Origin of the sequence: Nocardia sp. NRRL S-836, from assembly GCF_001279525.1 — a bacterium.
Lineage (GTDB): Bacteria > Actinomycetota > Actinomycetes > Mycobacteriales > Pseudonocardiaceae > Lentzea.
Genome location: NZ_LGDY01000139.1, coordinates 16,564 through 38,752, shown reverse-complemented (window position 1 = coordinate 38,752; position 22,189 = coordinate 16,564). Strand labels below are relative to the sequence as shown.

General features: G+C 70.6%; 23 protein-coding genes. 14 read left to right on the top strand and 9 right to left on the bottom strand.

Going from position 1 to position 22,189, the window contains the following annotated elements:
- Positions 1–103: 103 nt before the first annotated feature.
- The 5 genes from ADL03_RS46175 to ADL03_RS38595 all read left to right on the top strand — a co-directional run bounded on the left by ADL03_RS46175 (position 104) and on the right by ADL03_RS38595 (position 6,135).
- Entirely contained in the window at positions 104–907 is an 804-nt protein-coding gene (locus ADL03_RS46175; RefSeq protein WP_157529660.1) for a TIGR04222 domain-containing membrane protein, read from the top strand.
- 10 nt (positions 908–917) lie between these two features.
- Positions 918–1,697, top strand: a complete 780-nt coding sequence (locus ADL03_RS38610; protein ID WP_053738599.1) for a TIGR04222 domain-containing membrane protein — start codon at positions 918–920, stop codon at positions 1,695–1,697.
- Complete coding sequence (locus ADL03_RS38605; protein WP_157529659.1) at positions 1,697–2,515, top strand: DUF692 domain-containing protein; 819 nt, start codon at positions 1,697–1,699, stop codon at positions 2,513–2,515. The genes ADL03_RS38610 and ADL03_RS38605 overlap by 1 nt, the downstream gene beginning before the upstream one ends.
- Complete coding sequence (locus ADL03_RS38600) at positions 2,508–2,879, top strand: hypothetical protein (protein ID WP_053738598.1); 372 nt, start codon at positions 2,508–2,510, stop codon at positions 2,877–2,879. Before ADL03_RS38605 ends, ADL03_RS38600 begins: the two co-directional genes overlap by 8 nt.
- Positions 2,880–3,057: 178 nt before the next feature.
- Positions 3,058–6,135 carry a S8 family serine peptidase gene (locus ADL03_RS38595; protein WP_053738597.1) on the top strand — a complete coding sequence of 1,026 codons (3,078 nt, stop codon included), beginning with the start codon at positions 3,058–3,060 and terminating at the stop codon, positions 6,133–6,135.
- Positions 6,136–6,191: 56 nt separating this feature from the next.
- Here ADL03_RS38595 and hemQ read toward each other — a convergent pair whose 3' ends face one another.
- From hemQ to hemE, 3 genes are read right to left on the bottom strand one after another with little or no spacing between them, the layout of a single operon-like run.
- Positions 6,192–6,884: a hydrogen peroxide-dependent heme synthase gene (gene hemQ / locus ADL03_RS38590; protein WP_053738596.1), complete on the bottom strand. Its 693-nt coding sequence runs from the start codon at positions 6,882–6,884 to the stop codon at positions 6,192–6,194.
- Positions 6,885–6,907: 23 nt separating this feature from the next.
- Positions 6,908–8,344 (bottom strand): protoporphyrinogen oxidase, encoded by a 1,437-nt coding sequence (hemG, locus tag ADL03_RS38585; protein WP_053738595.1) that lies wholly within the window; start codon positions 8,342–8,344, stop codon positions 6,908–6,910.
- Complete coding sequence (gene hemE, locus ADL03_RS38580) at positions 8,344–9,381, bottom strand: uroporphyrinogen decarboxylase (RefSeq protein ID WP_053738594.1); 1,038 nt, start codon at positions 9,379–9,381, stop codon at positions 8,344–8,346. The genes hemG and hemE overlap by 1 nt, the downstream gene beginning before the upstream one ends.
- A gap of 90 nt (positions 9,382–9,471) precedes the next feature.
- On the opposite strand from hemE, the gene ADL03_RS38575 reads away from it, so the two are divergent.
- Positions 9,472–10,017 carry a DUF3000 domain-containing protein gene (locus tag ADL03_RS38575; RefSeq protein WP_053738593.1) on the top strand — a complete coding sequence of 182 codons (546 nt, stop codon included), beginning with the start codon at positions 9,472–9,474 and terminating at the stop codon, positions 10,015–10,017.
- Positions 10,018–10,224: 207 nt separating this feature from the next.
- On the opposite strand, the gene ADL03_RS38570 is transcribed toward ADL03_RS38575, so the two are convergent.
- Positions 10,225–11,334, bottom strand: coding sequence for a dipeptidase (locus ADL03_RS38570; protein ID WP_231642796.1), 1,110 nt, complete (start codon positions 11,332–11,334; stop codon positions 10,225–10,227).
- A gap of 291 nt (positions 11,335–11,625) precedes the next feature.
- On the opposite strand from ADL03_RS38570, the gene ADL03_RS38565 reads away from it, so the two are divergent.
- Positions 11,626–12,342 carry a response regulator transcription factor gene (locus ADL03_RS38565; protein ID WP_015099292.1) on the top strand — a complete coding sequence of 239 codons (717 nt, stop codon included), beginning with the start codon at positions 11,626–11,628 and terminating at the stop codon, positions 12,340–12,342.
- A gap of 70 nt (positions 12,343–12,412) precedes the next feature.
- A complete protein-coding gene (locus ADL03_RS38560) occupies positions 12,413–13,672 on the top strand; it encodes a ribonuclease D (protein WP_053738591.1) in 1,260 nt (419 codons plus the stop codon).
- Here the strand turns inward: ADL03_RS38560 and ADL03_RS46170 are convergent.
- Complete coding sequence (locus ADL03_RS46170) at positions 13,638–13,775, bottom strand: hypothetical protein (RefSeq protein WP_197289028.1); 138 nt, start codon at positions 13,773–13,775, stop codon at positions 13,638–13,640. The two genes, ADL03_RS38560 and ADL03_RS46170, sit on opposite strands and share 35 nt — an antisense overlap.
- 164 nt (positions 13,776–13,939) lie before the next feature.
- Here ADL03_RS46170 and ADL03_RS38555 point away from each other — a divergent pair, with 164 nt between their 5' ends.
- A complete protein-coding gene (locus ADL03_RS38555) occupies positions 13,940–14,479 on the top strand; it encodes a GNAT family N-acetyltransferase (protein ID WP_197289027.1) in 540 nt (179 codons plus the stop codon).
- Positions 14,480–14,696: 217 nt separating this feature from the next.
- Here the strand turns inward: ADL03_RS38555 and ADL03_RS38550 are convergent, their stop codons facing one another.
- Entirely contained in the window at positions 14,697–15,335 is a 639-nt protein-coding gene (locus ADL03_RS38550; protein ID WP_053738589.1) for a MerR family transcriptional regulator, read from the bottom strand.
- 66 nt (positions 15,336–15,401) lie between these two features.
- On the opposite strand from ADL03_RS38550, the gene ADL03_RS38545 reads away from it, so the two are divergent.
- The 4 genes from ADL03_RS38545 to ADL03_RS38530 all read left to right on the top strand — a co-directional run bounded on the left by ADL03_RS38545 (position 15,402) and on the right by ADL03_RS38530 (position 20,167).
- Positions 15,402–16,307 (top strand): hypothetical protein, encoded by a 906-nt coding sequence (locus tag ADL03_RS38545; RefSeq protein ID WP_197289026.1) that lies wholly within the window; start codon positions 15,402–15,404, stop codon positions 16,305–16,307.
- Positions 16,304–16,753 carry an ABA4-like family protein gene (locus tag ADL03_RS38540; protein WP_053738588.1) on the top strand — a complete coding sequence of 150 codons (450 nt, stop codon included), beginning with the start codon at positions 16,304–16,306 and terminating at the stop codon, positions 16,751–16,753. Before ADL03_RS38545 ends, ADL03_RS38540 begins: the two co-directional genes overlap by 4 nt.
- Positions 16,754–16,844: 91 nt before the next feature.
- Positions 16,845–18,062 (top strand): acetyl-CoA C-acyltransferase, encoded by a 1,218-nt coding sequence (locus ADL03_RS38535; RefSeq protein ID WP_053738587.1) that lies wholly within the window; start codon positions 16,845–16,847, stop codon positions 18,060–18,062.
- On the top strand, positions 18,059–20,167 hold the full coding sequence (locus tag ADL03_RS38530; RefSeq protein ID WP_053738586.1) for a 3-hydroxyacyl-CoA dehydrogenase NAD-binding domain-containing protein: 2,109 nt from the start codon (positions 18,059–18,061) through the stop codon (positions 20,165–20,167). The genes ADL03_RS38535 and ADL03_RS38530 overlap by 4 nt, the downstream gene beginning before the upstream one ends.
- A gap of 46 nt (positions 20,168–20,213) precedes the next feature.
- Here ADL03_RS38530 and ADL03_RS38525 read toward each other — a convergent pair whose 3' ends face one another.
- Positions 20,214–20,531 (bottom strand): hypothetical protein, encoded by a 318-nt coding sequence (locus ADL03_RS38525; protein ID WP_053738585.1) that lies wholly within the window; start codon positions 20,529–20,531, stop codon positions 20,214–20,216.
- A gap of 271 nt (positions 20,532–20,802) precedes the next feature.
- Between ADL03_RS38525 and ADL03_RS38520 the strand changes: the two genes are divergently transcribed.
- A complete protein-coding gene (locus ADL03_RS38520; protein ID WP_063798850.1) occupies positions 20,803–21,456 on the top strand; it encodes a CPBP family intramembrane glutamic endopeptidase in 654 nt (217 codons plus the stop codon).
- Here ADL03_RS38520 and ADL03_RS38515 read toward each other — a convergent pair.
- Positions 21,447–21,857 (bottom strand): type II toxin-antitoxin system VapC family toxin, encoded by a 411-nt coding sequence (locus ADL03_RS38515; RefSeq protein ID WP_053738584.1) that lies wholly within the window; start codon positions 21,855–21,857, stop codon positions 21,447–21,449. The genes ADL03_RS38520 and ADL03_RS38515 overlap by 10 nt on opposite strands.
- Positions 21,845–22,141, bottom strand: coding sequence for a type II toxin-antitoxin system Phd/YefM family antitoxin (locus ADL03_RS38510; protein ID WP_053738583.1), 297 nt, complete (start codon positions 22,139–22,141; stop codon positions 21,845–21,847). Before ADL03_RS38510 ends, ADL03_RS38515 begins: the two co-directional genes overlap by 13 nt.
- Between the last annotated feature and the right edge of the window lie 48 nt (positions 22,142–22,189).

Genomic DNA, 22,189 nt, shown 5'->3' with positions numbered 1-22,189 from the left:
GGCGGGGGCTGACCCGTCCGTCGAACCGGTTAGGTAACAACAGGAACCGCGGGGCAGATCTCACGTCGAAGAGTCAACGGGCACCGGCGAGCGAGGAGTGCTGATGGCCAAGTCTTCGACCCGCACCGACTGGTCGGCGGAGGAGATCGGGTTCCTGGCAGGGGGACCGGCCAGGGCGGCTCAAGCCGCTCTGGCCCGGCTCATGGACGACGGTCTCGTGCGGGTCTCCCGCGAGGGGCTCGTGACCGCCGTCCACCAGAACGGCCACGGCGCGACGACCAGGATCGAGGCACGCATCCTGACGGGCGTTCAGGGCGCGGGGCAGCCGATGGTCGCGGTGATCTTCTGGGTGGTCCGCAGCGCCGAGATGGCCTCGCTGCGGCAGAGCCTGGTCGACCGGGGGCTGCTGGAGCGCAAGCCGAGGAGCGGCCTGCCCGCCGCGGCCGTGGCGTTGCTGGTCGTGATCACGGTCGTGCTGTTCGGCCTCGGTTTCGCCGACCACGTCTTCTGGTTGCCCGCCATCGTGCCGCTGTTCCTCATGATCGTGCTGCGGAAGAAGGGCCCGCTGACCGCGCACGGCAAGAACGTGCTGAAGTACGCGCGGCACAACCTGCTCAGCCGGCCGCACACGGTGGCGATGAACGGGTTCACACCCGGAAAGCGCAGGCGGTCCACATCGGACAGCGGCGGCTGGCAGTACACGGCGGGCTCCGGATACGTCTACACGTGCGGGACGTCGTCGAGCTGTTCGGGCAGCAGCTGTTCGGGCAGCGGTTGTTCCAGCAGCAGCTGCGGCGGTTCCAGCGGTTGCGGGAGCTCGAGCAGCAGCTGCGGCAGTTCTTCGAGCAGCAGTTGCTCCAGCAGCAGCTGCTCCAGCAGTTCGAGCAGCTGCGGTTCCAGCAGCTGAGGGGAACGCGATGACCACGACGACACCGCAGGACACCCGGCTGTCCGCGGAGGAGATCGGCTACCTGACCGCAGGGCCCGGCCGTGCCGCGGAGGCCGCGCTCGCCAGGCTGATCGACAACGGCGCGGTCCGGGTGTCGCGCGGCGCGCTCGTGTCGGCCGTGCGCCGGGGTGACCAGGACGCCGGAACGTCGCTCGAACGCCAGATCCTCGGCCAGCTGCGCGCCGCCGTGCGGTTCGAGCTGGTCGTTCAGACCGCCGCGCACAGCTCCGAGGCGCAGTTGCTGCACCGGCAGCTGCACCTGCGCAAGCTGATGCAGCCACCCCGCCGCCGCGGTGAGTCCCGGTGGGTCTTCCCCGTTCTCGCCGTCGTGCTGCTCCTGCTGGGCGTCCTGGTGTCACCGGTGCTCCTGCTGGGCGTACCGGTCGCCGTGCTGCTCTTCCTCTGGCTGCGTGGCCGGGGCCCGGTCACCAGGGCCGGTCGGCAGGCCCTGCTCCAGGCAACGGCGCACGACCGGGTGCACGCGGTGGCACTGCACGGGTTCTGCGGCAAGCTCGACGGCCGCCCGGTGGCCGAGCTCTTCGACCTCTCCCAGGACGTGGTGAGGAGACTGCCGCGCAAACAGCCGAGGAAGTCCTCTTCGGACGGTTCCGGTTCCGGCTGCGGCTCGGCGGCGTCCTGCGGCAGCTGCGGCAGCGGATGTGGTGGCAACGGCTGTGGATCGAGCGGCAGCAGCTGCTCGTCCGGTGGTGGCTGCGGCGGCGGCTGCGGTGGCGGAGGAGGCGACTGATGGCGGGCATCAAGGACCTGGGCGTCGGCATCGGCTGGCGTTCGGAGATCGACCTCACCGTGGAACGGTTGCCCGGTGTGGACTTCGTGGAGGTCGTCGCGGAGAACCTCCACACCGGACACCTGCCGGAGTCCGTCACGATCCTGCTGGAGCGCGGGATCCCGGTCCTGCCGCACGCCGTGTCGCTCTCGCTGGGCGGCGCGGAGGACGTGGACCTCCAGCGGGTCGGGCACCTGGCGTCGGTCGCCGAGGCCGTGGGGGCGCCGATGGTGAGCGACCACGTGTGCTTCGTGCGCGCGGGCGGTCTCGACTCGGGCCACCTGATGCCGGTGCCGCGCACCAGGGACGCGCTCGACGTGCTCGTCGCGAACGTCAAACGGGCCCAGGAGCACCTGCCGGTGCCGCTCGCGCTGGAGAACGTGGCCGCGCTGCTGGAGTGGCCGGACGGTGAGCTGACCGAGGGCCAGTTCCTCGCCGACCTGGTCGAGCGCACGGACTGCTGGCTGCTGGTCGACGTCGCGAACCTGTACGCCAACGCCCGCAACATCGGCACGGACCCGCAGCGGTTCCTCGACGAGATCCCGCTGGAGCGGCTGGCGTACGTGCACGTGGCCGGCGGCGAGCAGCACGGCGACATCTACCACGACACGCACGCCCACGCGGTGCTGCCCGAGGTGCTCGACGTGCTGGACGAGCTGTGCTCCCGCGTCGCGCCACCCGGCGTTCTGCTGGAACGCGACGACAACTACCCGTCGGACGCCGAAATCGCGTCCGAACTGGCCGCGATCCGCGCGGTGGTGGACAAGCACCGTGGCTGAGAAACCCGATCACAATGACCTTTCGGCCGCACGCAAAAGGCTTGCGGAACAGCAGGCGGAACTGCTGAACGCTTTGCTCGCGGGCGGCGCCGCGCCTGCGGGATTCGACGAACAACGCGTCGAGGTCGAACGCCGCGCGTTGCTCGCGAAACGACGCGGCATCGTGCGGATGCTCGGGCCCGAGGTCGCGAACGAGCTGGGCGACCGGTTTCGGCAGCTCTTCGACGTGTACGCGCCGGCCAACCCGCGCAGGGCGGGCTCGCGGGCACGGGAGGACGCCGCCGCGTTCGCCGAATGGTTGCGCGCGGCGGGAGAACTGCCGGAGAAACGCAAGCCGCGCTGGAAGTTCTGGTCGTCGCACTGACGGACGAACGCGAATCCCGGCAGAATCCCCCGTTCAGCCCTGTGTGATCCGGGCCACCCTCGATACGTTCACAAGCGTCGGGGGACCTTTTTCGCATTGCCTTCACCTTGTCGCGGAAGGCCCTTCCGGCCTGCGCGAATCCACAGCGCGCAGCAATTCGAACCACGAGGGGATTCGAATGCGCGGCAAATCGAGAGCACTGGGCGCGGCCTTCGCGGCGCTCGCACTGACCGCGGTACCGGCCACCGGGGCGTCCGCGGCACCGGCACCACCACCCGTGCAGGCGGTGGACGAGGTCACGCTCGTCACCGGTGACAAGGTCCTGCTGGGGCAGGGCCAGCGGGTCGTCGCGATCCGGCCCGGCGAGGGCAGGCAGGGGATGAGCTTCCGGACCCACCGCGGTGCCGACGGGCACACGCTGGTGGTCCCGAAGGACGCGATCGGGCCGTTGGCGGCGGACCGGCTCGACCGCAGGCTCTTCGACGTCACCACGTTGCTGGAGTTCGGCTACCGGGACCGGATGCCGTTGATCGTCGACGGCCGGGGCAGGGTCGGCGCGCGCACGGCCGACGACTGGGGCGCGCTCAAGGCCGGTACCGGCAAGGTGTGGCTCGACGGCCTGCGCCAGCCCAGCCTGGACCGCAGCGTGCCGCAGATCGGCGCGCCCGCCGCCCACCGGCGCGGCATCACCGGCAAGGGCGTCAAGGTCGCCATCGTCGACACCGGTGTCGACGAGAACCACCCCGACCTCAGGGGACAGCAGGTCGCGGAGCGGAACTTCACCTCCGACCCGGACAACACCGACCACGTCGGCCACGGCACCCACGTCGGTTCCACGGTCGCGAGCCACGACGCGAAGTTCGGCGGCGTCGCACCGGGCGCGCAACTGCTCGACGCGAAGGTGTGCGTCGAGATGGGCTGCCAGGAGTCGTGGATCCTCGACGGCATGCGCTGGGCGGCGGAGCAGGGCGCCCAGGTCGTCAACATGAGCCTCGGCGGCGGCGACACCCCCGAGGTCGACCCGCTCGAACAGGCGGTCAACGACCTGACCGCGCGGTACGGCACGTTGTTCGTCATCGCCGCGGGCAACTCCGGCGGCACCGGCACGGTCAGCTCCCCCAGCACGGCCGAGGCCGCGCTGTCGGTAGGCGCCGTCGACCGCGACGACAAGCTCGCGCCGTTCTCCAGCAAGGGCCCGCGCACCGGCGACAGCGGCCTCAAGCCCGAGGTGACCGCACCGGGAGTCGGCATCGTCGCCGCGGCGGCGGGCACGAACGGCGAGCACGTGGCGGCCAGCGGTACCTCGATGGCGACGCCGCACGTGGCGGGCGCGGCGGCGTTGCTGCGCCAGCAGCACCCGGAGTGGTCCGCCGCGCAGGTGAAGTCGGCCCTGGCCACCACGGCCAGGCCGACCCCCGGCGTCAGCGCGTTCGACCAGGGCGCCGGCCGCATCGACGTGGCGAAGGCGATCGACCAGACGCTGACCGCCGACGTCGTCGCGCTGAACCTGGGCCGGCACGAGTGGCCGCACGCCGACGACAAGCCGGAGACCCGTTCGGTCACCTACACCAACCCGACCGACGCGCCGATCACGCTGGACGTCCGGCTCGACACGTCCGCCCCGGCCGGCCTGTTCACGCTGGGCGCCACGAAAGTCACCGTTCCCGCCAAGGGCACGGCGGCGCTCGCGGTCACCGGCGACACCCGCGTGGGCAGCAGGGACGGCACGTACACCGGTGAGGTCGTGGCCACCTCCGGCCCGCACACCGTCCGCACGCTCGTCGGCGTCGAACGCGAGGTGGAGTCCTACACCCTCACGCTCGACCTGACCGACCGCACCGGGCAGGACCCGGAGTACTCGTTCACGTTCATCGACGGCCTGGACACCACCGGGTACAAGATCGTGACGGGTGCCGGCGACCAGAAGGTCAGGCTGCCCAAGGGCACCTACATGCTCGACACGTCGTTCAGCACCGCGGAACGCCTGGACGTGGTGTACCAGCCGACCGTCGTGCTGACCGGTGACCTGACCATCAGGCAGGACGCCCGGCTCGCGCAGAAGCTCGACGTGCGGGCACCGGAACCCGTCGGCGAGTTCGTCGTCGGCGAGCTGTCCTGGCAGCGCACGTTCGGTGAGCGCAAGGCCGGTGCCGGCATCGTCTCGTTCGGCGGCTTCGACCGGATGGCCGTCGCCCAGGTCGGCGGGCCGCTGTCCCCGCGCGAGCTCGCGTCGCTCGCGGTGCTGCACGCCGGTTCCGCGGCCGACCCGGCCACCTACTACCGCCTCGCCTACCCGGTCGGCGGCAGCCTGCCCAACGGCCTGACCCGCGCACCGCGGAAGGAGGACCTCGCCCGCGTCGAGACCTCCATCGGCGGTCTGCGGCCGGACAGCACGGCGTCCAAGGGCGAACTGCCGTTGTCGGTGCACGGTGTCGGCGGCGGTTCGGCGCTCTACCCGGTGCCGGCGGGTGCCAAGGCGGTCGACTACGTGACCACCGAGGACCTGCGCTGGCAGTCGATCGTGACCAGCCGGCACGCCAACGGCGCGCAGGACCAGGTCATCAGCGACCTGCGCACGTACGCGCCGGGCCGCACGTACCAGGAGCGCGAGGTCGTCCCGGTGTTCTCGCCGGGCCTGCCGGAGTCGCCGTACCCGTTCGCCCAGCGCGTGCGCGACCAGCTGTCCTTCAGCGTGCCGATGCTGGCCGACGGCAACCACGGCAGCGGCGCGTCCACTGTGGACAGCGCCCGCGCCGCCCTGTACCGCGAGGGCACCCTGCTCGCCGAGGTGCCGCGGACCGCCGCCCTGTTCGAGGGCCTGCCCGCGGGCGAGGCGGACTACCGCGCCGAGGTGAGCCTCGACCGCGGCACGCAGTTCGACCTCAGCACGCGCGTGTCCGCCGTGTGGACGTTCCGCTCCAAGGCCACCGGCGACCAGCCCTCGACGATCCCGCTGTCGGTCGTGCGGTTCGTGCCGAGGCTCGACGCGGACGGCGCGGTGCCCGCGGGCACGTTGCAGCGGCTCGGCCTGCTCACGCAGTCGCAGGGCGACACCGGCAAGGTCCGTGTCACCGGGGTCGAGTACTCGTTCGACGACGGCAGGTCGTGGCGTCGCGCGGGCGTTGCCGGCACCAGCGCGTTGATCTACCACACGGCGGACGCCAGGTGGGCCTCGCTGAAGGCCACCGCGGTCGACGCCAAGGGCAACACCGTCGAGCTGACGGTGATCCGCGCCTACAAGGTGGCGGCGAAGTAGGTCCTGGAACGGCGATGGCCGCCCGGATGCCTCCGGGCGGCCATCGCACGTCGTGGCTACGGCAGGTTGAGGACCAGCTCGGCTGCCGGGACGCGGGTGCCCGTGTAGAACGGGATCTCCTCGCGCACGTGCAGCCGCGCCTCGGTGCCGCGCAGGTGGCGCATCAGGTCGACGATGCGGTGCAGCTCGTCGGCCTCGAACGCGAGCAGCCACTCGTAGTCGCCGAGCGCGAAGGACGCGACGGTGTTCGCGCGCACGTCCGGGAAGTCGCGGGCCTCCTTGCCGTGGTCCGCCAGCATCTTGCGGCGGTCCTCCTCCGGCAGCAGGTACCACTCGTAGGACCGCACGAACGGGTACACGCACACGTACTTGCGGGCTTCCTCACCCGCGAGGAACGCGGGGATGTGGCTGCGGTTGAACTCCGCGGGGCGGTGCAGGGCGACCTGCGACCAGACCGGCGTCGACACCTTGCCGAGCGGCGTGCGGCGGAAGCCCGTGTAGGCCTGCTGCACCTGCTCGATCTCCTCGGCGTGCCACCAGATCATGAAGTCCGCGTCGGCGCGCAGACCCGCCACGTCGTAGACGCCGCGCACGACGACGCCCTTGCCCTCCAACGCGTCCAGGTAGTTCTGGGTCTCCGTGGCGGCGGCCGAACGGTCCTCCGGCAGCCTGCCGGGTTCGACCCGGAACACCGACCACATGGTGTAGCGGATGGTGTCGTTGAGCTCGTTGTAGTTCAGGCGCGCCATACGTCCATCTTGGCACGGGCCGTTCAGCGGCGAACGCGGCCCAGCAGGTGTGCTGCGACACGGGCGGCGGCCGAGTCGGCGGTGGCGATGCACGCGGGCACGCCCACGCCGTGCAGCGTGGCGCCCGCGACGGCCAGGCCCGGCACGTCGCCGATGCCCTTCTCGATCGCCTCGACCAGGTCGACGTGACCGACGCCGTACTGCGGCAGCCCGCCACCCCAGCGCTGCACCACCGAGTCGATCGGCTCCGCCCGGACGCCGGTCAGCTCGTACAGGTCGTTGCGCACGGCCTTCACCAGGTCGGCGTCGCTGCGCTGCAGCAGCGCCGTCTCGCCGTGGCGGCCGACTGAACCGCGCAGGATCACCGGCTCGCCGAGGTGGCCCCACTTGCGGCTGGAGAACGTGAACGCCTTGGCGGTGAACGGGGTGATGCGGTCGGAGTACCGCTCGCCCTCCGCGATCAGCACGCCGGAGCGGTCCGGCAGCTCGGTGCCCGGCGGCAGCGCCAGCGCCACCACGGCCATCGAGGCGACCTCGACCTTGCCGTACGCGGCGGACACCTGCGGCGCGATCTCCGCGAGCAGCTTGCGGGCCGACGGCGCGGGCACGGCGAGCACGACGCCGTCGCACTCCAGGTACCGCGGCGACGCGGCCGAGCCGATCTCCAGCCGCCAGCCGTCACCCAGCCACGACAGCACGCGCACCGGCAGGCCCAGCCGGACCTCCGGCTTCGCGACCTCCGCGAGCCGGTCGACGAGCGTGGAGACGCCGTCGCGCAGTGACGCGAACACCGGCGGCCGCGCGGCACGGGGCTGCGGTGGCGCCGGCATGATCATCGCGGCGGCGGCCAGCAGCGAGCCGACGCCCTTGTCCAGCAGTGTCGCGATCTGCGGCATCGTGGCGCGCAGGCCCAGCTCGTCCGCACGCCCGGCGTACACGCCACCGAGCAGCGGCCCGACCAGGCGGTCGGCGATCTCGGGACCGAACCGGTCCTTCATCAGCGCGCCGACCGCGACGTCACCGCCGCGCAGGTCGACCGGCGGCAGCGTCGGTTCCATCTCGACCCGCAGCGCGCCCTCGGACGACAGCATGTGCCGCACCGCCTCGACGCTGGCGGGCACGCCCATGAACGTGTGCGCGGGCAACTGGTGGGTGCGCCCGGCGGCGTGCACCGACGCCTTCGCGCCGGTGGGGTGCACGACCTCACCGGTCAGCCCGACCTCGTCGATCAGCTCCTGCGCCTCGGGCTTGCGGTGCAGGAACGCCTCCGCGCCCACGTCGAACCGCACCCCGGCCAGCTCCGCGGTGCGCAGCTTGCCGCCGAGCCGGTCCGACTGCTCGATGACGGTCAGCTGCGCCTCGGGGCCGAGCAGCATCCGCAGGCGGTGCGCGGCGGCGAGACCGGAGATGCCACCTCCGACGATGGCGACCCTGGGGGCGTGCGGCGGTCGTCGGTTCATTACAGGCTGTGGACCAGTTCGACGGTGCGGGTGATGATCTCCGGATCGGTGTCGGGCAGCACGCCGTGGCCGAGGTTGAAGATGTGGCCGGCCGCGGCCTTGCCCTCGGCGTGGATGCGCCGCACCTCGCGTTCGACGGCGTCGAAGCCCGCGAAGAACAGCGCCGGGTCGAGGTTGCCCTGCACCACCGGCTTCGGCAGCGCGGGGTTCGCTTCCTCCAGGCGCCGCACGGCCACGTCAAGCGGGATCCGCCAGTCGACGCCCACGACGTCCGCACCGGCCTCGCGCATCGCGGGCAGCAGCTCGCCGGTGCCGACGCCGAAGTGGATGCGCGGCACGGTGGAGATCGTCTCCAGGACGCGCTTCGAGTGCGGCAGCACGAACTCGCGGTAGTCGCGCTCGGACAGCGCGCCCGCCCACGAGTCGAACAGCTGGACCGCCTGCACGCCCGCGTCGAGCTGCGCGTGCAGGAACGCCGCCGTCACGTCCGCGATCTTGGCCAGCAACGCGTGCCACAGCTCGGGGTTGCCGTGCATGAGCGCCTTGGTGCGCTCGTGGTTCTTGCTCGGCCCGCCCTCGACGAGGTAGGAGGCGAGCGTGAACGGCGCGCCGGCGAACCCGATCAGGGCCACCTCGGCCGGGAGCTCCTTGAGCAGCAGCCCGATCGCGTCGGCGACCGGCTGGACCTGCTCGGCGTGCAGCTCGGGGAGCCGGTGCACGTCGTCGAGCGTCCTGACCGGCTGCGCGACCACGGGACCGGTGCCCGCGACGATGTCGAGGTCGACACCGGCGGCCTTGAGCGGCACCACGATGTCGGAGAACAGGATCGCGCCGTCGACACCGTGCCGCCGGACCGGCTGCATGGTGATCTCGCAGACCATCTCCGGGTCCATGCAGGCGTCGAGCATCGCGGTGCCCTGGCGGAGCGCCCGGTACTCGGGCAACGACCGCCCCGCCTGCCTCATGAACCAGACAGGGGTGTGCGACGGCGTGCCGCCGCGCGCGGCCACGAGGAGGGGTTGCGCAAAGTCAGACACAGTTGAGCCATCTCTCTTCTTTCTTCCATGGTCCCACGTCTCGGCGTGCCGCCGTCACTCGGTCGGTTTGCGAGGCATACAGTCGGTCGTGTGACCGAGCCGGAAATCTTCCGCCGGGCGGTGGGGACGCTCAAGTCGGTTCGCCACCGGCCCGAGATCGAACTCACCGAGGTTCGCCCGCCGCAGCGGCTCGCGCCGTGGGCGTACGCGTTGACAGCGGAGGTCACCGGCCCGTCCGACGAACTGTCGACAGGGCGGCTCGTGCTGCTGCACGACCCGGACGGCGACGAGGCCTGGGGCGGCGTGCTCCGCGTCGTCGCGTACGTGCGCGTGGAGCTCGACCACGAACTGGCGTCGGACCCGCTGCTGCCCGAGGTCGGGTGGTCGTGGCTGACCGAGGCCCTCGACCAGTCCGGCGCCCGCTTCACCGCGCTCGGCGGCACCGTCACCCAGACGTCGTCCGCCCGGTTCGGCGACATCGCCGGCCCGGCCCGCACCGACGACCTCGAGCTGCGCGCGTCGTGGACCGCCATGGACGGCGAGCTCGCCGAGCACGGCACCGCGTTCTACGAGCTGATGGCGACGGCCGTGGGCCTGCCCCCGGTGGGCGTCACCATGTTCGGCCAGCGCTCCTGAGCCACACCGATATCCGATATATCGCCATTGCATCCACGGCCATCACCGTTGCGCGCGAGCGCAAACCACCGTTGCAACGCGGCCACCGCAAGCTCGCCGTTTGCTGCTTTGCACCTGGTCGTTTGCGGTCGACCGCAAACGACCAGGTGCAAAATCGCAGGTAACTCGGGCGTGTCGCGAGCAGCTGACGTCGTCGGCTACCGGTTCTCAGCTGTCGGCGTCGCGCAGGACGCGCAGGACGTTCGCCCCGGCGAGCTTGGCGCAGTCGTCCTCGGACCAGCCCTTGTCGAGCAATGCGCCGATGAGGTTCGGGTAGGTCGAGACGTCCTCGAGCCCGGCCGGCAGCTCCTTCACACCGTCGTAGTCGCCGCCGAGGCCGATGTGGTCGATGCCGACGACCTCGCGGGCGTGTTCCAGGTGCGTGACGACATCGTCGAGCGTCGCGCCGGGCTTCGGGTGCTCCACGGCCCACTTCTCGCTGAACGACTTGCGCTCGGCCATGTCCGCGTGGCTCGCGCCTGCGGTCGTCATCGCTTCACGAAGGGCTGCGTCCCATTCAGCGACACGGGGTGAGACGAAGTCCGGAACGAATGTGATCATGGCCACACCGCCGTTGGCCTTGAGCTTCACCAGGACGTCGTCCGGGATGTTGCGCGGGTGGTCCGCGACGTGGCGGCACGACGAGTGGCTGAAGATGACCGGCTTGACGCTGGTGTCCAGCGCGGCGTGCATCGTGCTGGGCGCGACGTGGGAGAGGTCGACGAGCATGCCGATGCGGTTCATCTCGCGCACGACCGAACGGCCGAACTCGGTCAGGCCGCCGTGTTCGGGCTGGTCGGTGGCGCTGTCGGCCCACGGGGTGTTGTCGTTGTGGGTGAGCGTCATGTACCGCACGCCCAACCGGCGCAGCGCCCGCAGGACACCGAGTGAGGAGTTGATGGAGTGGCCGCCCTCGGCCCCCAGGAGTGACGCGACACGCCCGGACCCGAAAACTTTTTCGGCCTCTGCCGCGGTCGTCGCGATGCCGAGGTGGCCGGAGTACCGCTCCGCCAGCTCGTAGACCAGTTCGACCTGCTCCAGGACGGCGGTCACCGCTGCGTCCCCGGCGAGCCTCCCGGGAATCCAGACGGACCAGAACTGCATGCCAAGTCCGCCCTCGCGCATTTTCACGATGTCCGTGTGCAGGCTGGGATGACGTTCGGTCAGATCGATCTTCCCGGCGGTGGTGTAGACGTCCTCGCCGGTTCCGTCACCGAACTCGCGCAGTGCCCACGGCAGGTCGTTGTGGCCGTCGACGAGGGGCACACGCTGCAGCAACGCCCGCGCTCGTTCGTGACCGGTAGAGCTCGGCACAACCAACTCCTAGATGTCGTTCTGAGAGGGGCTCGTGTTACTCCCCCTATCTAGTTGTCATCCGATCGTGTGACACATGAGGCCATCTGTCACAACTCAATAGGGATAGATACCCGATTGATCGTCCCGTAGACCCGCATGGGCGGCTACGCTGCCCCAGACGACACCACTTTCGGTCGATCAGTGGCGCGGCTGATTGGGCGAAAGTCTCCGGTGCCGGTCGGGGGGCACGACCGACTCCAGGGAGGTAGTGACGTGGCTGCCGTCGGCTTAGGTCAGGCCGTTCGTACCACGCCAGCCGGCTCGTTGCCGGCGAACATGGTCCCGCACCCGCGGGAGGAGCTTTTTTCAGTGCTGGTGGTCGACGACCACCCACTGCTGAGGGAGGCGATATCAGCTCGGCTCACCCAGATGGGGGCCGGGACAGTGCATGAGGCCGCATCGGTGGCAGAGGCTCGGGCGCGGGCACTTGCCACCGGACCGTGCGACCTCGCGATCCTCGATCTGGGCTTGCCGGATGGCACCGGCATCGACCTGGTCACGGAGCTCCGTGCCCAGGGCTGGCCCCGCATCGTGGTCCTCGCATCCTCCGACGACCCCTACGCGGTCAGGTCGGCCTTCCAGGCGGGCGCCCAGGCGTACCTCCTGAAGTCCGCCTCTCCGATGGTGGTCACCGACGGGGTGCGCCGGGTTCTCGATGGCGGCGTTTACGCAGATCCGAGCGTGGCACCAGTACTCGCAGCGGGTACTCGGGTGCCGGGCACCGACAACACGCCGCGGGAACTCTCCGCACGTGAGGTCGAGGTGCTCCAGCTGGTCGCCGATGGCCAGAGCAACAAGGAAATCGGCGAAGCGCTCAGCCTGTCCGCACTCACGGTGAAGTCTCACCTGAGCCGGATCGGCCGGAAGCTGGGCACCGGGGATCGCGCTCAGATGGTCGCGCTGGCCATGCGTGCCGGCGTGATCCGTTAGATACCGGTTTGAAGCACTGAACCGGCCGAGAACACCTGTGAGTGGTGCGATCGTCGTAGGGTCTTCCTCTGTGGATGTACCCGCCGACGAGCCAACCGCACCAGCCGGACCCGGTCCGGTACCACTGACGGAGCCTGCTGATGGGGTTCCGCCCGTGGTCGCCGATCCTTCTGCGCTCCGGCGAGCCGCTGACGCGCTCGCCGGAGCGAAGGGCCCGGTCGCGGTGGACACCGAGCGAGCCTCGGGCTACCGCTACTCACAGCGTGCCTATCTGGTGCAACTGCGCCGGGAAGGCGCCGGCACCTGGTTGGTCGACCCGATCGCCCTCGGCGGACGGCTAGACCCCCTGGTGGAGGCGTTGGAGGGCACTGAGTGGGTGTTGCACGCAGCGTCTCAGGACCTGCCGTGCCTCGCCGAACTCGGTCTCCGACCCGGCGTGCTGTTCGACACCGAGCTGGCGGGCAGGCTGGCTGGGTTCGAACGCGTGGCATTGGGCACGCTGGTCGAGCGACTGCTCGGCTATCGGCTGGAGAAGGGGCACGGCGCGGCCGACTGGTCGCGCCGCCCCCTTCCTGCCGACTGGCTGACGTATGCCGCTCTGGACGTGGAGCTGCTCGTGCAGCTGCGCGACGTTCTCGAGGCCGAGCTGGAGCGCCAGGGCAAACTCGCCTGGGCGCTCGAGGAGTTCGAGGCGGTCCGGGTGGCGCCGTTGCCGCGTCCCCGTACCGACCCCTGGCGGCGCACGTCGGGTATCCACCGCGTGCGCAACCAGCGTCAGCTCGCCCTGGTCCGCGCGTTGTGGGAAGCCCGCGACGCCGTGGCCCGCGAACGTGACATCGCACCGGGCCGGGTCCTCCCGGACTCCGCCCTCATGGAGGCCGCCGCCCGCAACCCCGCGTCGGAATCCGAGCTGCTCGCGCTGCCCGTGTTCCGCGGTCGTGCCCAGCGCCGCATGTCCGGCACCTGGATGAACGCCCTGCGCAAGGCCGCGGAGCTGCCCAAGTCGGAGCTCCCCGAACCCGCGGGCCAGCACGACGGTCCTCCCCCGCCCAACCGCTGGGCGGACAAGGACCCGGATGCCGCCGCCCGCCTGGCCGCCACCCGCACGGCGCTGGCCGCCATCGCCGAGGCCAACACCCTCCCGGTGGAGAACCTGCTGCTGCCCGACCTGGTGCGCCGCACCTGCTGGCAGCCGCCGGAGGACCTCTCCCCCGAGTCCGTGGCCGCCGTGCTGCGCGAGGGCGGAGCACGGTCGTGGCAGATCGAGCTGACGCTCGACGCCCTGGCCAAGGCCCTCACCGCGACGGCTCCACCACCCGCGTCGTCCTGAACGACCTGCGGTAGGCGGTCGGGGTGAGCCCGGTGCTGCGGCCGAGGTGCTGCCGCAGCGAGTCGGCGCTGCCCAGACCGCTGTGGCGGGCGACCAGGTCCACGGGCAGCTCACCGGTCTCCGGCAGCTGACGTGCCCGGTCGACCCCCGGCGCAGCACCGATATATCACTTCTGCGGAGCTGCTGACCTGCGCATTTGCAACAACACGTTTGACGACGACGACAAACGACCATTGCAAAGGCGCGGGTTGCAGCATGATCCAGCTCGTGACGCAGGACGGAAGCAGCTCGCGGGACGACCGGCAGCTCGTGATCGGCACCGACCGGCTGGAGCTGCTGCCGTTGCGGGTCGAGCACGCCGCCGAGATGGCCGCGGTGCTGGCGGACCCGGCGCTGCACGCGTTCATCGGCGGCAGCCCGCAGCCGCCGGACGCCCTCGCCGCGCGGTACCGCCGGCTGGTCGCGGGCTCCCCCGATCCGGGCGTGCGGTGGCTGAACTGGGTGATCCGGCTGCGCGACGCCGCCGAGCTCGTCGGCACCGTGCAGGCGACGGTCACCTGGGCCGACGCGACGGCGGAGATCGCGTGGGTGGTCGGGACGCCGTGGCAGGGCCGCGGCATCGCGGGCGAGGCGGCGCGCGGGCTCGTCAGGTGGCTCGGGACGCAGCCGGTGCGGACCGTCGTCGCGCACGTCCACCCCGAGCACCACGCGTCGGCCGCGGTAGCTGCTTCGGCCGGACTCGTCGCCACCGACGAGCAGCTCGACGGCGAGGTCCGGTGGCAGCTGCAACTGCCCCAGGCCGACTGATATATCGCCCGACACGTCAGCTCGCCCTGAGCTCGCGAGGTCCCGGCGACACCTTTGCAACGATTCTTTTGCCGTCGTCGTCAAACGTGTAGTTGCAAAGCAGCAGGTCAGCGACGGGTGAGCAGCGATGGAGCAGCTGGCTTAGCCGATATATCAATGGCGGCCGACTCCGGCCGTAGCTTCGCCATCGGGCGGAACGGCCACCGTCGGCGGGAGCTCAGTCGTCGGAGCCGTCGCCGATGACCGTGCGGGACACCTGCACGTGCGCGAGCCGGCGCACCGCCTTCAGCACGGCGTCGCCGATCAGCGTGCCGACGACCATCGCCTCGATGACGTCGTCGGGCGACCCCCGCCGGGCGATGTAGTCGAGGTCGGCCCGCGCGATGAGCCGCGCTCCCTCCAGGTACGGGTCGAGCAGCTCCTGGAAGTGGTCGTGCCCGACCGTCCTGGCGGCGGACAGCGCCGAGGCGAGCATGTGCGTCACGTTGCTGTCGGTCACGTCGGCGCACTCGTCCTCGCCGTGCCGCGCGAGGAACGCCCGCACGTCCTCGACGGCGACCGGGTCGAGCTCAACCGACCCAGGCTGGCTGATGGCCTCCTGCACGGCGCCGAGCTTGTTGTGCATCGAGTCGTCGCGGGTGTCGACCGCGGCGAGCACCTCGCGCACGGCCGCGATGGACAGGCCGCCGACGTCGACCAGTGCGCGCACCAGGCGGAGGCGGCGGAGGTGCTCGTCGTCGTAGTGGGCCTGGTTCGGGCTGGTCAGCACGCCGGCCGGCAGCAGTCCCTCGCGCAGGTAGTACTTGATCGTCGCCACGGGGACGCCACTTCGCTTCGACAGCTCGCCAACACGCATGTGGATAGTGTACCTTTCCGATAGCGGAGAGCGCCGCTATCCATTCTTCTTCTGCAGGGGGTTCAGATGCTGATGACCGCGTACCGGTGGCACCGGCCGTTAATGCTCTTCACGCTGTCCATGGTCGTTCTCACCCCGATCGCCATGCTGGGCATGCTGCTCGACGACCGGGTGCTGGTCGACTCGCCGATCTGGTTCAAGCCGTTCAAGTTCGCGGTGTCGTTCGTGCTCTACAGCGCCTCCCTCGCGTGGTTCATCAGCCTGCTGGAGGGCCGGCTGCACCGGATCGCCTGGTGGCTGGGCACCGTGTCCGCCGCGGTCGGCGTCGGCGAGATGGCGATCATCGTCGGGCAGGTGGTCAGGGGGAAGCGCAGCCACTTCAACTTCGAGACGCCGCTCGACACGGCGTTGTTCTCGGCGATGGGCACCATGGTGCTGGTCCTCTGGGTCGTGAACCTGGTGATCGCCGTTCTGCTGTTCCGCAAGAGGTTCGACAACCCCGCACAGGGCTGGACGATCCGGCTCAGCCTGGTCATCGCGCTCGTCGGCATGGGCGTCGGGTTCCTGATGACGCAGCCGCGCGCCGGCCAGTCGCCCGCGAAGGGCGTGCTCGGCTCGCATTCGATCGGCGGGCCCGACGGGGGCGCGCACATGCCGTTCACCGGGTGGAGCACCGTGCACGGCGACCTGCGCATCGGCCACTTCGTCGGCATGCACGCGCTGCAGGTCCTCCCCCTGCTGATCGCGCTCGCCGGCCGCTGGGCGAACGCGCGTCTGGCGTGGGCCCTCAGCGGCGGCTACCTCGGCGTCACGCTGCTCGTCATCTGGCAGGCCCTGCGCGGTCAGCCGATCGTCGAGCCGGACGCACTGACCCTGACCGCCGCCGCCGTCATCGTCGTCGCGACCGCGCTGGGCGTGGCGTGGGCGCTGCAGCCGCAGAAGACCATCGAGAAGGAGCTCGTTCCCGCATGACCGCCACCCTGTTCGACCTGACGTTCCTGCTGATCGCCCCGTTCTGGGCACTCATGATCTTCGCACCGACGTGGTCGTGGACCCGGCGGATCGCCGAGTCGTACCTGATCGTCCTGCCGCCGGTGGTCATCTACGTCGTACTCGTGGTCCCGGTGCTGCCCGAGCTGCTGCCGCTGGTGACCCGACCGGAGCTCAGGGCGCTGGCCGAGTTCATGAGCACGGACACCGGCGCCGCGCTGGTGTGGGCGCACATGATCGCGTGGGACCTGTTCGTCGGGCGCTGGATGTACCTGGAGGGGCGCCGCCTGAACGTGCACCCGCTGGTGATGGCACCCGTTCTGGTGATCACGATCCTGCTGGCCCCGGTCGGGTTGCCGCTGTTCCTCGTGGTGCGCAAGGTGTGTGACGGAGCGAACAGGGGTGCCGCAGTGGTTACCCGCCAGTAACTAGGGCTAGAGTTGGCGTTACCGACCGGTAGGGATGTCGCGCTCCCCTGCCGGAGTGGACAGAGTTGTCACCACAAGTGGAGGAGACGCCGTGGCCGCACCAGCAGCGCCGGCACGCGTTCGGAACGTGGTCTTCGTCGACGGCGTCCGCACGCCGTTCGGCAAGGCCGGCCCCAAGGGGATTTTCGCCGAGACCCGTGCCGACGACCTCGTCGTGAAGGTCATCCGTGAGCTGCTGCGCAGGCACCCCGAGCTGCCGCCGGAGCGCGTTGACGAGGTCGCCATCGCCGCGACCACGCAGATCGGCGACCAGGGCCTGACGATCGGCCGGACCGCGGCACTGCTCGCGGGCCTGCCGAAGTCGGTGCCCGGCTACGCCGTCGACCGCATGTGCGCGGGCGCGATGACCGCCGTCACCACGGCGGCGAGCGGCATCGCGTTCGGCGCCTACGACGTCGTCATCGCCGGTGGCGTCGAGCACATGGGCCGCCACCCGATGGGCGAGGGCGTCGACCCGAACCCGCGCTTCCTGTCGGACAAGATCGTCGACCCGAGCGCGCTGGTCATGGGCCAGACCGCGGAGAACCTGCACGACCGGTTCCCGGAGATCACCAAGGACCGCGCGGACGCCTACGCCGCCGCGTCGCAGGCCAAGTACGCGGCCGCCGTCGCCGCGGGCAAGATCGGCCCCGAGCTGGTGCCCGTCGCGACCCGGTCCGCCGAGAACGGCTGGGGCCTCGCGACGGCCGACGAGCCGCCGCGTCCGGGCACCACGGTCGAGGACCTGGGCAAGCTCAAGACGCCGTTCCGCCCGCACGGCCGGGTCACCGCGGGCAACGCGGCCGGCCTGAACGACGGCGCGACCGGCTGCATCCTCGCCGAGGAGGAGACCGCGCGCGAGCTCGGTCTGCCGGTCGGCATGCGGATGGTCGGCTACTCGTTCCTGGGCGTCGACCCGTCGGTCATGGGCGTCGGCCCGGTGCCCGCGACGGAGAAGGCGCTGGAGCGCGCCGGCCTGTCCATCGAGGACATCGGCCTGTTCGAGATCAACGAGGCGTTCGCCGTGCAGGTGCTGGCGTTCCTCGACCACTTCAAGATCGCCGACGACGACCCGCGCGTGAACCAGTGGGGCGGCGCGATCGCGACCGGCCACCCGCTGGCTTCCTCCGGCGTGCGCCTGATGACGCAGCTGTCGCGTCAGTTCGCCGAGCGTCCGGACGTCCGTTACGGCCTCACCACCATGTGCATCGGCATCGGCATGGGTGGAACGGTCATCTGGGAGAACCCGAACTGGAGTGGCGAGAAGTGACCATCACCGCTGAGGAAGCAAAGGCGATCTTCCCCGACGAGGTCGTCACCCACGCCAAGACGCGTCTGATCACCGTGCCCGGCCTCGACAAGCCGGTCGCGTTCATCACGATCGACAACGGCCTGGACCACACCCGTCCGTCGACGTTCGGCCCGCAGTCGCTGGTGTCGCTCGGTGCGGCGTTCGACGAGGCCCACGCCGCCTCGCCGGCCGCGATCGCGGTGACCGGCAAGCCGTTCATCTTCGCCGTCGGCGCGGACCTGTCCGCCGTCGAGCAGGCGACGGACCGCTCGCAGGGCCTCGCGATCGGCAAGCTGGGCCACGACGTCTTCAAGAAGTTCACCGACTCGGACATCCCGACCTTCGCCTTCGTCAACGGCGCGGTCATGGGCGGCGGGCTCGAGCTCGCGCTGTCGTGCCACTACCGCACGCTGGCGTCGAACGCGGCCGCGATCGCACTGCCCGAGGTGTTCCTGGGCCTGTTCCCGGGCTGGGGTGGCACGCAGCTGCTGCCGAACCTGATCGGCGCCAACGACGCCGTGACGGTGATCTTCGAGAACGCGCTGAACCAGAACAAGATGCTCAAGCCGGCCGAGGCGCTGAAACTGGGCATCGCGGACGTGCTGTTCGACTCCGCCGACTACCTGGAACAGTCGCTGCTGTGGCTGTCCGGTGTCGTGCGCGGTGAGATCACCGTGCCGCGCAAGGAGATCGACCGCGGCGAGGCGTGGGACGCCGCCGTCGCGCGGGCCAAGGCGATCGTCGCCGGCAAGACCAAGGGCGCGGCTCCCGGTGCGGAGAAGGCGCTGGCGCTGCTGGAGCTGGCCCGCGAGAACGACCTGGACAAGGGCTACGCCGCCGAGACCGAGGGCCTCGCGGACCTCGTCATGAGCGACGAGCTGCGGGCCGGCCTGTACTCGTTCAACCTGGTGCAGAAGCGCGCGAAGCGCCCGGCCGGTGCTCCGGACAAGTCGCTGGCGCGCAAGGTCACCAAGGTCGGCGTCGTCGGCGCCGGTCTGATGGCCTCGCAGATGGCGCTGCTGTTCATCCGCCGCCTGCACGTGCCGGTCGTGCTGACCGACATCGACCAGGCGCGCGTGGACAAGGGCGTCGGCTACGTCCACGCCGAGATCGACAAGCTGCTCGGCAAGTCCCGCATCTCGCCGGACGAGGCCAACCGCCTCAAGGCGCTGGTGTCCGGCTCGCTGGACAAGGCGGCGTTCGCCGACGCCGACTTCGTCATCGAGGCCGTGTTCGAGGACCTGGCCGTGAAGCAGCAGGTGTTCGCCGAGGTCGAGGAGCACGTCTCCGCCGAGGCGGTCCTGGCCACGAACACCTCGTCGCTGTCGATCACGGACATGGCGTCGAAGCTCAAGCACCCCGAGCGGGTCGTGGGCTTCCACTTCTTCAACCCGGTCGCGGTCATGCCGCTGCTGGAGATCGTGCGCGCCGAGCAGACCGACGACGCCACGCTGGCCACGGCGTTCGCGGTCGGCAAGCAGCTCAAGAAGTCGTCGGTGCTGGTGAAGGACGCGCCCGCGTTCGTCGTGAACCGCCTGCTGACCCGCTTCATGGGCGAGGTCATCAAGTCGGTCGACGAGGGCACGCCGTTCGAGGTCGCCGACAGGGCCACCGAGCCGCTCGGCCTGCCGATGTCGCCGATGATCCTGCTGCAGCTGGTCGGCTCCGCCGTCGCGCTGCACGTGTCGGAGACCATGCACGGCGCGTTCCCCGACCGCTTCTCGGTGTCGGAGAACATGAAGAAGTTCGTCGCCGCGGGCAAGGGCGCCGTCTGGCAGTGGGACTCGTCGGGCAACCAGACCGTCGACCCCGAGGTCCTGGCGCTGTGGGAGTTCGGCTCCTCGCCGCTGACCGGTGAAGAGGTCAAGACGCGCGCGCTGGAGGCGTTGGCCGAGGAGATCCGGATCATGCTCGACGAGGGCGTGGTCGCGGAGGCGCAGGACATCGACCTGTGCATGATCCTGGGCGCCGGGTGGCCGTTCTGGCTGGGCGGCATCACGCCGTACCTGGACCGCACCGGCATCTCGGAGAAGGTGACCGGCAAGCGGTTCCTGGCGCCGGGCGTGGCTTCCGTTCCCGCCTAGTCGCTTCTGGCTGAAGCCCGGCTCCCGCCCCGATGGGAGCCGGGCTTCACTGCGTTTCCGGCCGGTACCGCTCCACGCTGCCGTCGGGCCGGATGAAGTGCGCCTCGATGTTCGTCGCCCGCAGCGTCACCTCGGAGCCCGCCACCAGGTCCCGGTACCGCAGCAGGTCCGGCAGGCCGAGCGCCACCACGTCGAACGGGTGCTTCTGCCGCAGCATCAACGCCCGGCGCAACGCCTCGCTGAACGCCCTGCGCGGTGAGTCGTCGTCGTCCGGGACCTCCACCAGCGCGCCGTCGAGCTGCCGTTCGAGTGCGGCCCGGACGTGGGCCGCTGTGCCCGAGGTCACGATCTCCGTGAGAGTCATGTGTCACGTATCGGCTCCGGCGGCGGGATCATTAACAGTCCGGGTGCCTCGATCCGGTCATCCTCAAGGCTCGTTCGTCCTGGTTCGCCGGAAATCGCCTGGTTCCCGCGGGACGATGACGTGCGCAGCGGCGCATCGCTGCGGGCGATCAGACCCCGCTGAGTTCGCACCCGTGGCGGCCGGGATCGCCCTGGCCGGTCCGCGCGACCAGTGGATGAACGCTTGGCGTCGCCTCGTTTTCGCGCCTTTCCAGCGACCTACGCTGGCGGCCGTGGCACTTCTGGCGATCGGTGCGAAGCGCAAGATCTACCTGGCCGCCGAGTTCGCCGTCGTCTTCTTCGGCCTCACCTTCGTCTACGACCTGCTGGCACGCGGCACGAACCCCATCCCCGTGCTGCTCGTCCTGGGCGCGGCGAGCGCCTGGTACCTGCTGCGCACGCGGTCGTTCGACCGGAGGTCGCTGTGGCGGGCGGACGCGCTGCGCGGGCAGCTGCGGTCGATCCTCACGCTCTGGGCGGTGACCGCCGTCGTGGCGGTGGCGGTCGTGGCGGCGCTGCTGCCCGACCAGCTGTTCGCGTGGCCGAGCCGGCAGCCGTTGCTGTGGCTGGCGGTCATGGTCTTCTACCCGCTGTTCAGCGTGTACCCGCAGGAGCTGGTGTTCCGCGCGTTCCTGTTCGAGCGGTACGGGCCGGCGTTCGGCGGGTGGACGGTGGCGGCGAGTGCGGTGGCGTTCGGGTTCGTGCACATCGTCTTCGGCAGCTGGGTGTCGGTGGTGCTGTCGGCGGCCGGGGGCTGGCTCTTCGCCGTCCGGTACCGGCGCACGCGGTCGTTGCTGGTCGCGTCGGTCGAGCACGCGTCGTACGGCGTGCTCGTGTTCACCGTGGGGCTCGGGCGGTTCTTCTTCCACGGCGCCGTTCAGACCTGACGGATCGGCACCACCTCCACGAGGCGGTCCAGGTCCGCGAAGTCCTTCACGTTCATCGTCAGCACCGGCATGCCCGCCGCGGCCGCGGTCGCCGCGATCTGCAGGTCCATGCGGCGCGGGCGGGGTGAGCGGCCGGCCCTGCGGACCAGCGACGCCATCTGGCCGTAGACCTTGGCCTCCTCGACGCCGAACGGCAGCACCTCGAACCGCTGCTGCGCGGCGTAGAACCGTTCGGTGCGGGCGAACCGTTCGACCGGGTCGTCGGTGTCGAGCCCGAACGCCAGCTCCGCGATCGTCACGGCGCTGAGGAACGGCTGGGCCTGCGCGTACGGGCCGAGCCGCACGCGTTCGAGGCGGATCAGCACGCCCGTGTCGAGCAGGGCGCGACTCAGCTCTGCCACGGGTCCGCCACCGGGTCGTCCTCGCCGAAGACCTCGTCGGCCGCGCGCCGGTCGGCCTCCCAGCGGTCCGCGTCCACCGGCGGCAGCTGCCGGAACGCCTCCTGCACCTCGTCGAGCCGCACCGGGCGCTGCTCGTGCCACATCACGTCGACGCGGTACGGCGAGAGCTGGGCGACCGGTTTGTTGTTGCGGGTGACGACGAAGCTCTCACCCGCCTCGACGCGGCGCATGATCTCCGCGTTGTCGTTGCGGAGCTCGCGCTGTCCGATGGTCGTGAGCGACATAGCACCAAGGTAGCACGTATCGGCCAGAAGTGCTACGGAGTAGCTACA